Consider the following 15,639-nt stretch of genomic DNA (forward strand, 5'->3'; position numbering starts at 1 on the left):
AAAACTAATAAAGATGATCAAGAAGATTTTATGGTGTGTGTTGCTTTTAGCAACGCAATTGGCGACCTACGCCCAGGACAAAGCAAAGGGAATGGTATATGAAGACCAAAACAGGAACAATAAAAAAGATAAAGGAGAGCGCGGAATTCAAGGCGTGCCCGTAAGTAACGGTTCAGATGTGGTGCTCACGGATGAGCAGGGACGTTATAGTCTGCCCATAGGCCATGACGACATCATTTTTGCCGTTAAGCCCGCCGGGTACCAGTTTGCGCTCAGCAAGGACAACCTGCCGAAGTCGTACTACATACATAAACCCAAGGGCTCTCCAACGACCACCAAGTATAAGGGCGTTGCGCCCACTGGCGAGTTACCCCGCTCCATAGATTTTGGGATACACAAACAAACGGAGAAGGATGATTTTAAGATCCTGGTGCTTGGCGACCCGCAGGTATTGGACACCCGGGAACTCGGATTTTTCCAAAAGTCGATACTGGACGAAGTTGCCCAGGTGAAAGACATCTCATTCGGGATTACGCTGGGCGATATGGTTCAGAGCGACCTCGACCTGAACGACGAATACAAGCAAATGATTGCAGGACTGAAGCTTCCCTGGTACAATGTGCTTGGAAACCACGACCTCAATATGGACGCTCCGGTAGATTCGCTCCATGACGAGACCTTTGAGGCCGATTTTGGACCGGCGAGCTATGCGTTTAATTACGGTAAGGCACATTTTATTATCCTGGACAACAACCTGTATCCAGACCCCAGAGGCGGTAAGGGCTTGTGGGCCGGCTATAGCAAAAAGCAGCTGAGGTTTATAGAAAATGACCTTAAAAATGTGGGTAAGGACCAGCTCGTCGTGCTGGTTAACCATATTCAGATGAACATCGTGAACGAAAACTCTTTCCGTAAAGCCGACCGACAGCAGCTTTTCAATCTTTTTAAAGGATACCCTCATGTCCTCGTTTTGTCGGCCCACACCCACAACAATCAGCAATTCTTTTATAGTGGCAAGGATGGCTGGCCAAATGAAACGCCCCTGCATGAATACAACGTAGGCGCGACCTGCGGCAACTGGTATTCCGGAAAGATCAACGACCGCGGCGTTGCAGAAGCCACCATGAGCGATGGAACACCAACAGGCTTCGTTACCCTGAACATTTCCGGAAATACCTACAAGGCCGACTATAAGGTGTCGGGCAAGCCAGCCGATTATCAGATCGGGCTGTTCCATAGAAAAGTAATGTCGACCATCTGGTGGGAAGGCCGCGGACGCATTTACGCCAACTTTTTCATGGGACATAAAGGCAGTAAGGTTGAATACCGGATCGGCAACGATGCCTGGAAACCCATGCGCTATATTGTGCAGCCCGACCCAGCCTATGTTGCCGAGCTGTATCGCTGGGACACGGCCGATACCCTGATGCCGGGCCGCAGACCAACCGAACCTGCAGACTGCACACATTTGTGGTGGGCGCCTTTGTCGAACGACCGCCCTGTAGGCTCCCATACCATCGAAGTGCGCGCCCAGGACGACTATGGACGGACCTTCATTGAGAAAAGCAGTTTTAGGATAGAAGAATAGGATGAGAAAGACCTGATCATGTTGTTTTCCTGCACGGAGGCCTACATGATCAGGAATTTGTAATTGCGAACTACTTCAGCATTTCTGCTATTACGCCGAACATTGGTGTTAAAGACAAGAATTCCATTAAGCATTCTTAAGCATAGCCTGCAATTCTGACTCATCGAAGCCATTAGCCGCGGCTTCTATCGTCGCCTGTTTCATCACATCGAATAGGCGGTCGTCATTACTATCATTCTCTGTCTTTCTTTTACTTTCTCCTTCAGCCTTTTCCGACGCTAGAGCGATATCAGTTGGGGACATTAATTGCGGTTTTTTCATTTTTGATTTGGTTTAACCTGCTTCTACACAAATGTAAGAAATGTAGTAAATCTCATGCAATTTCCGACGCTTGACAAAGGGAGGAGATGTGTTCTTCTTTAAAACCGCTAGTTAAATCAATATTGATTTCTCTCACCAGCGGTGAGAGATTTGCCTGGTCAATCATTACTCTTTCATAGAAACTACTGCTGATCTGTCGTTCTATTTCACGTTTACCATACTTCTCTTGCAGAGATACTTTCAAGTAAAGAGGCAGATGTGATTTATAGGGTTTGGTGGGATTGTTTTTATAGCGTTTAGCGGTACGGTCTGTATAGGAAATTGATGTTAAATTTACTCGGACTCATTGTTTTTTAACAACTTAGCAAGGTCACTCGCTCCTGGCAAAATTCCTTTCAATTCTTTGGGAACCTGTCTGGTGGTTTTGAATGTTGCGGCCCCCATTGCTTTATCTATCGATTTAAATGAATATTCAACAAATGAAATCTCGCAGTTACCTACTGCGAGATTTCATTTTGGTTCTCTATATTAATTTCTGCAGTTAACAACTGCGGAAACTCAATGTCGGTAAGTTTCATAAAACAACTTCATACTATCCAAATTCCGATCTGAGAATCCTCTTAAACCAGGAAGCGATGTTTTAGTTGTTAGAAATTTAGGTCTGGTATTTGTGTGAAAATTTCTATATTTTTGTAGTATGTCTATATTTTTGTAGTATGAATAAGAAACCGCAAAATTCAGAGAAAGATAAGGCTTCATTAAGAAAAAAAATTCTCAAGTCTATGATAGCCTCTTTTAAAATTGAGGGAATCAATATTTCTGAGGAGGCTGCTGCATCTGCATTAAAGCGTATTTCCCTTAATCTGGAAAAATAGATGTGATAAAGTCAATCATAGGCTGATAGTCTTTTTCTGCTGACTTTTGTATAGCGGTAACGTAAATACTGAAATTCGTTTTGTTTATTTTCTCAAACAATAAGGAATCATATCCTTGTTTTCTTGCCATCAAATTTGCCAATATCCTAGCGGTACGTCCGTTGCCCTCTCTAAATGGATGAATAAACAATAGTTCACCATGAATTTCCGCTATGCTTTTTATAAGGTCTTCTTTTGAAGTGTGCTTGCTTGGCAATTTAGATAGCAACTCGTTTTCAAAAGATAACATCGATTGAGCAAGGTATTTTGCCGCGGGAAAAGGAAATCCTCCTTTTGAAATATTTACTTCACGAAGCTTTCCGGCGAAACTGTAAAGATGTTCTAACGATAATTTGTGTATTTGCAGGATGTATTTTAAGCTAAACTTTGTCTTAAGGGTAAGTTGCTCTGTTAGTATAATTTCTGCTTTCAAAAATCCTTCGAATTCTGCCAAGGAAATCTCGTCCGAGGTTTTCAGGTTTAAAATATTCGGAAGGATTTCCCCCTGATCGTCTGGCAAATCGTATTTCATAAGCTAAGGTAATTAAAATTTAGTTCACTATGTATCTCCGAATCCGTCAAGGACTAAAGTATACCAGCTAAAATGAAGAAGAAACATTAACTATGTAAACTGACAGCAGAAAACTTTATCTTCTAATTTTTTTTCATATCGAGTAGGTGTTCCCCCGTTTTCATGTGCTATGTATAATGTAGGGGGTTATAAAAGCCTCTTGAAAGAGATAGCATATGACAAAGCAGGAGCTAGACAGTTTGATTGATAAGGTACATAATGGTACAGCCAACGATGAGGAGTTGGGGCTGTATAACCACTATATGAACCGTATTGCGCTGGGTAGTTCAAATGCTTTCGGCGTGGCGGCATGGAATACGACCGAGCTGGGTGCGGAGGATGACGTGAAGCAAGAGTTGTATGACAGGATAGAGAAAATCAGGTTAGTTCGAATAAGTAGGCAGTTAACACTGTGGCCGCGTTTTGCAATAATAGCGGCCGCAGCTGTTGCTGCCATTATTATTGGCGTATGGTTCTTTAACTACCATCATCTCGACGACAGGAAAGATCTCACGAACATTACAAAAAATGATATAGCACCCGGTAAGCATGGTGCAACCATAACCCTGGCTAACGGCAAAGTGATTACACTGAGCGAGGCGAAGAGCGGAGTCGTGATTGGCGGAGCGGAAGGATTGGTTTACAATGATAATACTGCAGTTATATCGGGTGAAGATGGCGAGATCCTGAAAAAGGGATTATATAAGGGATCTTCCGCTTCAACCGGTATGACAGCGGTAACACAGAAAGGCCAGACCTACCAGTTTACCTTGCCTGACGGAACCAAGGTATGGCTTAATGCGGATTCAAAAATAAGTTTCCCTTCTCAATTTAATGGAAAAGAGCGCAAAGTGTTGCTAGAAGGTGAAGGTTATTTTGAAGTAGTGCATAATGCGAAGCAGCCGTTCAGGGTAGAGAGTACGAGCAGTGATGGTAAAAAACAGGTTGTAGAAGATATTGGTACTGCATTTAACATCAGTGCTTATGGCAATGACCAGGTGACTACTACCACACTGGTGGAGGGCGAAGCCCGGGTAAGTGCATTTGATGCAAGATCAGGCATACAGAGTGCGGTACTGAAACCTAACCAGCAGGCAATACAGAATGCCCGGGGCGGAATGCAGGTGCGGCGGGTAGACCCTGAACAGGCGGTGTCCTGGAAGGAAGGAGTGTTTATTTATAACTCTACACCGCTGGAGGATGTGATGCGGCAGGTGGCCAGGTGGTACAATGTAGAAGTTGTATATGAACATGCAGGGCTGAAGAAGAAACTGTTTGGAGGATCGGCGTTGAGGAGCGACCATGTATCGAAGATACTGCAGACCATAGAAAACACAGGAGCAGTACACTTTAAAATAGAGGGCAGAAGAATTACCGTTATGAAATGATGGGGCCTGACCAGCCCTGCACTATAGGATACTGATCGTCCCTATAGCGAGAAATCAACTAAACCATAAACCAAAAACTAACGAAAATGAACAAAGATCTACGACAGCGAAGTTAAAACAGGAATAAGGGAAAGGCACAAGAAGGCCGAATAGTGGTGGAACACCATTCGGCCGGAAGGCCTGAGTCAAACCCTTGAAAACATTTTGTGCAAACTATTTCATGTATTAACTCAAACCCAAGTAAAAGTATGAAAAAATATGCTTTTAACCTACGGCTGTCATTGCCATGGCTGCCGCCAAAAATATTGATGATTATGAAACTGATCGTAGTCATAATGACCACTTTCCTGATGCAGGTGAGTGCAGCAGGTTTTGCCCAGAAGCTTACTTACAGTAAGAAAGGGGCAACGCTTGAACAGATCTTTACAGAGATCAGAAAACAGACCGGCTACTATGTAATGTACTCGGAAGATAAGATTGACAAGAGCACCAAACTGGACGTCAATTTCAGGAATACCGCGCTCAACGATGTGCTCGACGTGATCAGCAAGAGCCAGGACCTGAGCTATACGCTTGATGAACGGAATATCAGTTTTAAACCTATGGAGAAATCTTACCTGGAGGGGTTAGTGGCGCGATTTCTGGCGGTGGATGTCAGGGGTAAGGTTGTGGATTCCTTAGGGATAGGGATTGCGGGGGCGACGGTCAGTGTGAAGAACGGTAAGCAAAGCACTCAAACTGCTGCTAATGGAGATTTTTATTTGAAAAATGTTGAAGAGGGTGCTGTGCTGGTGGTTTCTTTTATGGGATATGAGAGCATGGAGCATAAAATAACAGACGGCGTTAATCGTATTGGACTGCGGCAAAGCACAAGTAAACTTGATGAAGTACAGGTAATGGCTTATGGTAAGACTTCAAGGAGGTTAAGCACTGGGAATATTACTACGATAACTGCAGATGAAATAGCTAAACAGCCAGTGGATAACCCATTACTGGCCATGATGGGACGGGTACCGAATTTAATGATCACGCCAAGCAGCGGCTTGCCTGGTGCACCGATAACCGTTCAGTTAAGAGGAAGAAACACTCTGGTAAGCCAGCGTGATGGTAATGGCCGTTTAATTCCAAATGAACCCTTGTTCATTATAGACGGAGTGCCCTATTCAAGTAGTATAGTTGGTGCCGGATTTCAACAGCAGAGTGCATTGAGTTTTATAAATCCATCGGATATTCAGGAGATTAGCGTATTATCCGATGCTTCCGCTACCTCTATTTATGGATCACGAGGGGGAAATGGTGTGATCCTTATCACTACAAAAAAAGGACAAGGTGGCGAAACAAAGATTAGTGCCCGCTTTGATGTTGGCCTTAGTGAGGTGACAAAAAAACTGGATGTCATGAATACAGCACAGTATCTGGCTGCCCGGCGGGAAGCATTCAGAAATGATAATCTAACTCCTTCTGCGAACCCGAATGAAAACAGGCAAGCATATGCTTATGCTCCAGATCTTTTGCTATGGGACCAGAATAGGTATACGGACTGGCAGGAAGTCTTTTTAGGAGGCACAGGTAAGAGATATAGTGCAAATGCATCTATAACCGGAGGTAGTTCGACTGTTCAATATCAAATTAGTGGCACATATTACAGTCAGGGGTACGTTTTTCCCGGGGATAGTAAAGACCAAAGTGGAATGGCTCATTTTAGCCTTACCGGTGCCTCACCTAATCGAAAATTTCGCGCTTTCCTTAGTAGTAATTTAACTATGAATAATCGCTTTTCTCCTCAAAATGATTTTACCCAACGTGCCGTTTCCATCGCCCCAAATGCCCCGGCAATTTACCAGACTAATGGTCAACTGAATTGGGAGCCGGTTTTAAGTACTTCGAATAAAATAGGATCGTGGGTGAACCCTTTTGGCACTTTAATGAACACATTGGAGAGCAATACCAACGTAATTACTAATTCGACCGAAATTGCTTATGAAATCGTGCCGGGCATAAATCTAAAAGTTCAGTCTGGCTTTACACGGACCGATTTAAAGGGCCTTCAACTAGTATACATCGGTGCCCAAGATCCTGCATTGCGAGCCAATGCATTTGGAACTAATATTTCCTCGAATAGTGCCACCAATTCGTGGTCTATTGAACCCCAAGTAAGCTACTCAAAGTTATTTGGCAAATCAAAGCTCGACTTCTTAGCAGGTTGGTCGCTGCAAAATCAGGAACTAACTAATCAACAGACAAGTGGAACTTATCGCGATGACGCTTTAATAATGAGTCTGGTTGCTGCAAGCAATGTGTCTTCTAGTAATAGCACTTTGCAATATCGTTACAATGCTGTTTTTGGAAGGCTGAGTTATGACTCGGAGCAAAAGTATATTCTAAATTTAAGCGGCAGACGGGATGGGAGCAGCCGCTTCGGTCCAGACAAAAAATTTGGGAATTTCTGGGCAGTGGGAGCAGCCTGGCAGTTTGGTAAGGAAAGGCTTATAACAGAATATTTAAGTTTTTTAAGTTTTGGTAAGCTGCGGTTTAGCTATGGGACAAGCGGTCAAGATGGAATAACTGATTATGCCTATTTGGAATTATATAAACCTATTGGTGGTGTCGAGGTCCCTTATCAGGGACTTGCAGGAGCTTTAGAAAGTAGCGGTGCGGCAAATCCTTATTATGGATGGGAAAGCGTAAAAAAGATGGAAATGGCAATAGAAACTGGTTTTTTACAAGACAGGATACTTTTTAATGCGGCTTATTGGAGACATAGGTCGGCGAATCAGTTGGGTTCTTTCAGACTTCCCGCTACTGGTGGAGCTGAAACTATTATCGTAAACCAAGATGCAAAAATCCAGAATTCAGGATTGGAACTTTCTTTGACGACCCAAAACATTACCAGAGATAAATTTTCCTGGAGCACAAGGGCGAATTTGGGATTGGCCCGGAATAAGCTGCTTAAATTGCCAATAGAGAGTTTCACCCGATACAATGCATTGCAAACTGCCGGGTATGATGGTGAGTTGATTGGACAGCCATTTTCGGGTGTTGTTCCAATAGGTGAGTTCCGTGGTGTAAATCCTATCACGGGATTATATCAGTTTGCGACACGAGATGGAAATACTTCGGGAATTGCTAATAGCGCGGGTACACCACACTTATCAAAATTGATTAATCTTAATCCGGATTTTCAGGGATTTGTTAACAATACATTTCGGTTTGGCCGGCTGACCTTCGATATTTCTATCCAATTTACTAAACAAAAAGGTAGAAGTCATCTTTTTAATACGAGCTATTATATCGCTGGTCGTTTTGTTAAAGATGGAATTTATGGTAATTTACCTGTAGAGTACATCGAAGCCTGGAAAAAGCCGGGAGATATTTTAAATATCAGTAAACTTACGGTTAAAGACCAGATTGTTGCAGCAATTAATAGTGCCGTCGTGCAAACTGATCAGGCATATGTCGATGCCTCTTTTGTACGGGTAAATAATGCACAGGTGTCTTATAATATTTCCAATACTTTAATAAGGCATTTAAAATTGAAGGCCTTGAGATTTTCCCTGCAGGCTCAGAATTTATTTACGTTTACAGGCTACAAAGGTTTAGACCCCCAAATTCAAAATGTTACTTCACTGCCGCTGCTAAGAACAATCACAGCTGGCATACATGTAGACCTTTAATATTTTACACCATGAAAAGGAAATTAAATCAAATTAGTCATATCTGCTTCTGTATGTTGCTGTTAACATTTACAGGATGTAAAAAGCTGATCGAAATCGATCTTCCTATTGATAAGTTTACGTCTGAAAAGGTCTATTCAACTACAAGATCGTCAGTTTTGGTGTTGAATGGTATCTATACAGAATTGAGCAAGTCTGCTAGTTTCGCAGGAGGGAATAGTCTGTCTCATCTCGGTTCAGGACTGGCAGATGAACTGGAGCTTCCTGACAGATCAAGTATTTATACCAATAGTTATAACAGTTTGGATCTTCCCGGGTTTGATAGTACTTGGGACAACTACTACCGTTTTATTATATATCGTGTGAATTCTTTCATCGATGGTGTTTCCCCATCGTCTGGAATTCCAGAAGAAGATAAGGCGATATTATTGGGTGAAGCAAAGTTTATCAGGGCATTGTGTTACTTTGATCTGGTTAATTTATGGGGCGATGTGCCATTGATTACAGGGACTGACTTCAAAATGAACTCTGTTGCACCGCGCTCACCGCAGGCTGCTGTTTATGATCAGATCATCCAAGACCTGATTGGCGCACAGACCGGGTTAAAAGATAACTTTTTAGGTGTTGATCTGGTCACTACTACTATGGAACGGGTCAGACCTAACAAGGCAGCAGCAACTGCACTTTTGGCGAGAGTTTATCTATATAACGAAGAATGGGCAAAGGCCGAAGCTGAGGCGACTAAAGTGATCAACCAGAAGGCACATTATGATATTGTCCCATTATTAGGAGTGTTTCTTAAGAATAGTAAAGAGACTATCTGGGCATTGCAACCGGTTAGCAATTCAACTGGAGCGAATACTCAGCTTGGAAGAATGTATGTAAATCCTTACAATAACCCTCCATTTGATAAAGCCAGCTTAAGTCCATTCCTTTTATCGGAATTTGAAACTAATGATCGGCGCAAGGTGGAATGGATTTCTTCCGTAACAGACTTTTCCGGTAATATTTATGCTATTCCTTACAAATACAAGGCTGGTGTTGATGACCCTGACTTAAAGGAATATACTGTGGTATTGAGGTTGTCGGAGCAATATTTAATACGCGCAGAAGCACGTGCAAAATTAGGAAACTTAGATGGTGCTAAATCGGATATAAACGTTGTTCGTACCAGGGCGGGCTTGCTTAGTACCACTGCTTCCAGTGATGAACAGGTTCTCTCGGCTATTGCCCACGAGCGATATGTAGAATTGTTTACTGAGTTTGGGCACCGCTGGTTCGACTTAAAAAGGACTGGAAAAATTAATGAGCGGATGGAACAAGTAATGTCATCAAAGGGCGGAGTTTGGCAATCTTATAAAGCGCTGTTGCCAATTGCTTTTTTTGAAATGCAGGGAAACCCTTCTCTTAAACAGACCCCCGGATATTGAAGTCCTTACTTTTTAAAACTAAAATCATGAAGAAATTTATATTTATAACACTATCGTTTTGCATGTTGGCTTTAGCTTCGTGTAAAAAGGATAAACAGGAGTTGTCTGATTACCAGGCTAACTTAACGATAGTTAATGGAATTGCAGACAAGGATGGGCTTGTATGGAAGTTTTCTGAAAAGGAATTTACGCTTGATCAGTTTAGATCATATTATTTCAATAACGGCTATTTTGATTCTGAGCAAACGGTTGGTGTGCCTATAAATAAAACGGTCCCAATAACCATCGCAGACTATAATGATACTACGCAAATCGTTTACAAAGCAAAGAAAGAATTCAAATCGGGTGATTTATATACTTTATACCTCTCTGGGCAAGGTTTAGCAATTGATACCCTGATGGTAAAAGAAAGTGATATACCTTATCACAGCTATAGAGATAGTATGATGTCTGTACGTTTTGTAAATATCGCTTCGGAACTGGAAAGCATAAATGTGAACCTTGCAGGAAAGCCTTTAGGCTCAGAGGTAACAAATCTGAAATACCAGGGCATCACCACATTTAAAACCTATCCGGCAAAGATCAAAGATACACGCTACAGCTTCGAATTTCACGACAGTGTAACGGGAGAGTTGTTGGGAGTTTATCAGTTTGATCCAAACAATTTTAATTATCGTGTCCCGCGTTTTAAGACCTTGAGCCTGATTTTCAAAGGCCTTAAGGATTGGGGGTTTAGAGTGGTTAGGGTGGATTATTAAATAATTAGAATAAATATGAAAATCATTTTGCTGACAGCGTTAATGCTGGTCGGGGCGGGTGTTTATGCTCAAAATAAATTAGGAAAGAAGCTTGTTGATAACGAAACTGAGCGTGACTGGTATCCTCAGGAAATTAATAATTATGGGATCAGTGATGATGGTAAGTTTGTTTTTTATTGCCTGAATAGCGGTGAGGTAAAGGTAAAATCCGTTAGGGATAGTTCAGTTAAAACTTTTTCCAAAGTTTATGGGCCCAGTTGTTTCTCTACTTCAGATGGGGAATTAGGGTATAAGAGTTCGATTGGTAACTTTTTCATTTTAACTGCCTTTACCAAAGGCAAGGCAGATACCACAGCTGATGTTGAATCATATCAGTTTTTTTTAAAAGATGGAGAAAAACAGCTTTTATACAGATCAAAAGGAGCTTTGCTAATCAGGAATTTAAGTACAGGAGAGAAACAGATAATCAGTGAATCTGCGGACCGGTATTGGATTAATGGGCCAAAGTCCGCGATTGTCTATACTTCTTCCGAGGGCTTATTCTGGCGGAATGTGGGCAGTAAGGAAAGCAAAAAGATCGGATCCGCAAATGAAATCGAGGATGCAAGCTTTGATATTTCGGGAACAAAATTCCTTTACAGTTCCGCGCCTGGAAAAGAATTGGATAACTGTGTTATTGGATGCTATAATGCATCCAATAACACAAGCACACTCATAGATAAGCATGCTGAGGATATTGACTCAGGGTTTAATATCGTAAAGGGTTCGGTTAAATTCAATTCGGATGGGAATTATATCGTCTTTACGCTGGTAAAGAACATCACTTTAGATCCGTATTCAGCGAAAGCGAGGAGTCGGATGGATATTTGGACTTCTAGTCAAGACCGATACATAAGTGATGTTGATCATCTACCAGTGGTATCTTATGCTATCAAAGACATCGGGAAAAAGGGGTCGCAGATTATTCGGCTTGAAGAGGGACATGATGAATTGATAGGTATTCCCGGTAAAGATCTTATGATTATCAATAGACATTTTGTCTCGCCTCGAGAACAATATCAGAACATTGGTAGTGAGAAAAAAATCAGGGTAATATTATTGAAAGGTGGCAGCACCCTTAACATGATTCCAGATAATCATAGGTTGTTAGGTAATGTTATGCTCTCGCCGAATGAAAAATTCCTTTACTGGTATAATGCAGCTGATGACGGAATATATACTTACGAGATCAAAACGAAAGTATTGAAGAATGTTACAGCTCAAATTGCTGTTCCGAAAGATCTAAAATATCAGTCCGACGGTTCTGTGTCGCGTAAGCTATTAAATCCGAGCGGCATAATGAAAAAGCAATGGCTGGTTGATGATGATGCTTTTTTAATTAGGGACAAATTTGACCTCTGGCAAGTTGATCCAACTTCTAGAACCCCACCAATTAACCTGACCCAGGGTGTCGGTAGAAACAACCAGATTATATTCGACATTTTGCCTTTTGCTAATGATAAAGATTTGAATAAAGAGAATATTGTACTGCTTAGATATCAGGATCAGCAGAACATGGAGAATGGTTTTGCTTCCGTGAGAATGAGTGAAGACAAATCATTGAAAACTCTGCACCATGATTCTTGTCTGTACTCGTGGGGCTACGCGTATCCATTGACTCCCGTAGTCATAAAAGCAAAGAATGAAAATGTCTGGATAATGTGCTCGCAGACTGCTAATAAATCCTTAAATCTTGTAGTGACACGTGATTTTAAAGGTTTTACGGAAATTTCTGACGTCCACCCCGAGCGTGAATACAATTGGCTGACATCTGAACTAATCAGATATCCAATCCAGGGTAATGTTGAGGGTAAGGGAATATTGTATAAACCGGAAAACTTCAATGCGCAAAAAAAATACCCAGTAATATTCTATTACTATCAGCAGATTAGCAATGAACTACATGTGTTTCGTCGGCCGAAACTTTCAAATGGCGGACTCAGTATTCCATGGTATGTGAGTAACGGATACTTGGTTTTTTGCCCTGATATTATTAACGATAAGCCTGGTAACATAGCCGAAACAACATTGAATTCAGTCAATGCAGCACTAAATTATCTTTCAAGATACTCGTGGGTCGATACTACAAAAATAGGACTACAAGGGCATAGCTTCGGTGGCTACGAGACAAATTTATTAATTACAGGTTCTCAAAGATTTGCCGCTGCACAGGCTTCAGCTGGAATCGCTGATCTAATAAGAGGAACAACTGATATATCGCATGAGCTTCCAGGGTTTGCACATTATGAATATGGACAATTTAACTTGTATTATAATCTATGGGAAAATCCAGATGTTTATTTGAAGAATTCTCCAATATTCAAGGCGAATAGGGTTATGACACCACTATTATTAATGCATAACCGAAGAGATTCTTCTGTTCCATTCGGGCAATCTGAGGGATTATTTTATGCGCTTAGACGTTTGAAAAAGCCAGTTTGGATTATTCAATATAATAACGGCATGCATACGCTAGTTGACAAGGAGGATAAACTTGATTTCACGATCAGGCAGCAGCAATTTTTTGACCATTTTCTAAAGGGAAAACCAAAGCCTAAGTGGATGGTGGATGGATCACTCTCATTGGAGGTAAAGTAAACAATCAACTAAAACACATAATCATGAAAAAACTAAAAGCAGTAATTTGTTTTACTCTGCTGGCTATATCGGTTAACACAGCCAACTCTCAGGGTATCCATTTTGAAAAGGGATTGAGCTGGGAACAAGTGAAAGCCAAAGCAAAAAAAGAAAATAAGTATATTTTCCTTGACATCTATGCAACATGGTGCGGGCCTTGTAAAGTCATGGACCGGAATGTCTTCTCTGAGAAAAATGTCGGAGATTTTATTAACGGTAATTTCATCGCTGTGAAAGTCCAAACCGACTCTACTATGCTGGACTCCAAAGAAATCATGAGCTGGAGAGCAGATGCGGCAAAGATCAAAAAAGAGTATCAGGTAAAGGCTTACCCTACTTACGTTTTCCTGATGCCCAATGGACAAATAGCGCATATGGTAACAGGAGCTATGCCTGAACAAGTATTTCTTGCGGAGTCTGAGCGGGCTCTGAACCCTGAATCGCAATACAGAACATTATTGCAGAGATATACTAAAGGAGAACGTGATCCCGGATTTGTGCGGTACTTAGCAAAAAGGGCGAATGAAGTAGGTCAAAAGGCTGAAGCCAGGAAAATAGCAGTTAGCTATATTAATTCATTGACTGAAGATAAAATGTATGACCCTGAGAACATCAGATTTATATATTCCAATACGAAAACTTCAGCGGACAAAGGCTTTCAATTTTTCTTGAAGAATGGAGACAAAATTGCCCAAGCTGATACCTTCTGGAAACCAATGTTCATCAAAGGCTTGCCGGCAAAAATCATTATCGAAGAAAACATCACTCCTTATTTTCGGGATTGTGATGGTAAGCCTGACTGGGCTGTAGTTAAAAATATACTGGTCAGTAAGTTCGGTAAGACCGGTAAAGAAATCTGGGAGACAGATAAGAGCGGATGGATTTTTAAGTATGACATCAGACCATTTCTGGACCGTAATCCTTCAATTAACCAAATAGAGGCTGAATGTGCTAAACGAAAATCAGAAGTAGATGAAGAGAAAATTTTAGGGTTCATTGTACTTTACTATCTGAACGCTTCTTCAGAGCCCAAAGCTGATTTGAATATGATCTGTGACCGCGTAGTCCATTTTTGGGACAAGTATGTTGAACGATTCCCCAACAAAATTTCCCTGAACATAATGAATCAACAGGCATGGTTCATCTTTGAGCGGTCAATGGATAAAAAGCATTTAGAAAGCGCCATGAGATGGGCAAAAAAGGGAGTTGAAATTTCGCCGCCCTCTATCGATTTAAATGTTGATCAAAATACCAGGATTATTGACACTTACGCTAATCTATTGTATAAGTTAGGCAGGATAAAAGAGGCTATTGAATGGGAAGAAAAGGCTATTAAAATAGCACCTGATTCTAACGGTCTTTTGAAAACAGTTCAAAAAACGTTGGCGGACATGCGCGCTGGTCTTCCGACATGGAAAACTGATAATGGTAAATAAAATTTAAGAATATGAAGAGGATGTATAAAATGAAGATGCTGATCGTGGCTGCTATGCTGGTTGTGATTGGTTCATTGGGTTCAGTGGCCCAGGTCAACAGTTTCTCGGGTAAATGGTCAGTTGATAGCACCGCTAGTGATTTTGGAGGGCTTGCCGCTGATATAGCTGCACCAAAAATTATAGTAGTTAGCTCAGTTAAAGACTCGCTGGTAGTAACCAGAACTTTTGGCGCTAAGGAACCATTTCGTGAATCACTGAAAATTGATGGATCCCCTGTAGAAACTATACCTAATGGTAATACCTTGAAAGTCGCATCAGTAAAAAAAGATGGCAGAGCCATCGTGTTTAACTGGCACTATGAAATGAACGGAAACGAGTGGCGGTATGAGAGGACCGAAAATTGGGCTTTGTCTCCTGATGGCAAGACACTAACGATAGACCGGATAACTACTATGTCGGATAAAATAGATAGGGTCAAGGCGGTTTATAATAAGAGTATATAATGATGAACAAAATGAGATTTATAAAAGTACAATTACCATATGTACTCGCCATTTTACTGGTGACAGGCTGAATGCCTTCAAGCGATTTGATGAGCCGGTCAATATTTCAGGCACATGGGTGCTTGACGTTCAAAAAAGCGAACAGGGAAACGTCCCTATTCTTAAAGCTTTAAAATTTGATGGCAAGGCTACAAAGTTGAACCTTTGGGGCGGGCAGGTGATAGAAAGATCGATGACCAGGCAGTGGTCCAGCGTATTGAAAAAGGTTTACTGGTAAACGGGAGCTTGATACTGGTAAGACGGGTTTTGGGGGTCGCGACACTTGCTGATGGAAAGCAGGAGATTGTGAAGGCCTACTATGATCGGGTAAAATAGAATCG

12 protein-coding genes are annotated in these 15,639 nt (G+C 41.5%); 10 read left to right on the forward strand and 2 right to left on the reverse strand.

What is annotated here, in order from left to right; genetic code table 11:
• The first annotated feature begins 13 nt into the window (after positions 1 to 13).
• Positions 14 to 1,588 carry a calcineurin-like phosphoesterase C-terminal domain-containing protein gene (locus J3P40_RS10545; RefSeq protein WP_256005300.1) on the forward strand — a complete coding sequence of 525 codons (1,575 nt, stop codon included), beginning with the start codon at positions 14 to 16 and terminating at the stop codon, positions 1,586 to 1,588.
• A gap of 126 nt (positions 1,589 to 1,714) precedes the next feature.
• On the opposite strand, the gene J3P40_RS10550 is transcribed toward J3P40_RS10545, so the two are convergent.
• Entirely contained in the window at positions 1,715 to 1,891 is a 177-nt protein-coding gene (locus J3P40_RS10550; protein ID WP_256005302.1) for a hypothetical protein, read from the reverse strand.
• Positions 1,892 to 2,625: 734 nt separating this feature from the next.
• Here J3P40_RS10550 and J3P40_RS10555 point away from each other — a divergent pair.
• The gene (locus J3P40_RS10555) at positions 2,626 to 2,784 is read left to right on the forward strand and encodes a hypothetical protein (protein WP_256005304.1); all 159 of its coding nucleotides are present in this window, start codon (positions 2,626 to 2,628) and stop codon (positions 2,782 to 2,784) included.
• Here J3P40_RS10555 and J3P40_RS10560 read toward each other — a convergent pair.
• Positions 2,768 to 3,355: a Fic/DOC family protein gene (locus J3P40_RS10560; protein ID WP_256005307.1), complete on the reverse strand. Its 588-nt coding sequence runs from the start codon at positions 3,353 to 3,355 to the stop codon at positions 2,768 to 2,770. The genes J3P40_RS10555 and J3P40_RS10560 overlap by 17 nt on opposite strands.
• Positions 3,356 to 3,570: 215 nt before the next feature.
• Between J3P40_RS10560 and J3P40_RS10565 the strand changes: the two genes are divergently transcribed.
• The 8 genes from J3P40_RS10565 to J3P40_RS10600 all read left to right on the forward strand — a co-directional run bounded on the left by J3P40_RS10565 (position 3,571) and on the right by J3P40_RS10600 (position 15,634).
• The gene (locus J3P40_RS10565) at positions 3,571 to 4,782 is read left to right on the forward strand and encodes a FecR family protein (protein ID WP_256005309.1); all 1,212 of its coding nucleotides are present in this window, start codon (positions 3,571 to 3,573) and stop codon (positions 4,780 to 4,782) included.
• A gap of 248 nt (positions 4,783 to 5,030) precedes the next feature.
• Entirely contained in the window at positions 5,031 to 8,456 is a 3,426-nt protein-coding gene (locus J3P40_RS10570) for a SusC/RagA family TonB-linked outer membrane protein (RefSeq protein WP_256005312.1), read from the forward strand.
• An 11-nt stretch (positions 8,457 to 8,467) separates the two neighbouring features.
• Positions 8,468 to 9,886: a RagB/SusD family nutrient uptake outer membrane protein gene (locus J3P40_RS10575; protein ID WP_256005315.1), complete on the forward strand. Its 1,419-nt coding sequence runs from the start codon at positions 8,468 to 8,470 to the stop codon at positions 9,884 to 9,886.
• Between the two features lie 26 nt (positions 9,887 to 9,912).
• Positions 9,913 to 10,644, forward strand: a complete 732-nt coding sequence (locus tag J3P40_RS10580; protein WP_256005318.1) for a hypothetical protein — start codon at positions 9,913 to 9,915, stop codon at positions 10,642 to 10,644.
• Between the two features lie 15 nt (positions 10,645 to 10,659).
• A complete protein-coding gene (locus tag J3P40_RS10585) occupies positions 10,660 to 13,281 on the forward strand; it encodes an alpha/beta hydrolase family protein (RefSeq protein ID WP_256005321.1) in 2,622 nt (873 codons plus the stop codon).
• 23 nt (positions 13,282 to 13,304) lie between these two features.
• Positions 13,305 to 14,756 (forward strand): thioredoxin fold domain-containing protein, encoded by a 1,452-nt coding sequence (locus J3P40_RS10590; protein WP_256005324.1) that lies wholly within the window; start codon positions 13,305 to 13,307, stop codon positions 14,754 to 14,756.
• Between the two features lie 11 nt (positions 14,757 to 14,767).
• Positions 14,768 to 15,259 carry a hypothetical protein gene (locus J3P40_RS10595; RefSeq protein WP_256005326.1) on the forward strand — a complete coding sequence of 164 codons (492 nt, stop codon included), beginning with the start codon at positions 14,768 to 14,770 and terminating at the stop codon, positions 15,257 to 15,259.
• 204 nt (positions 15,260 to 15,463) lie between these two features.
• On the forward strand, positions 15,464 to 15,634 hold the full coding sequence (locus J3P40_RS10600) for a hypothetical protein (protein WP_256005329.1): 171 nt from the start codon (positions 15,464 to 15,466) through the stop codon (positions 15,632 to 15,634).
• Positions 15,635 to 15,639: the final 5 nt, after the last annotated feature.

The sequence above is a fragment of the Pedobacter deserti genome, assembly GCF_024436415.1.
Classification (GTDB): Bacteria; Bacteroidota; Bacteroidia; order Sphingobacteriales; family Sphingobacteriaceae; genus Pedobacter; species Pedobacter faecalis.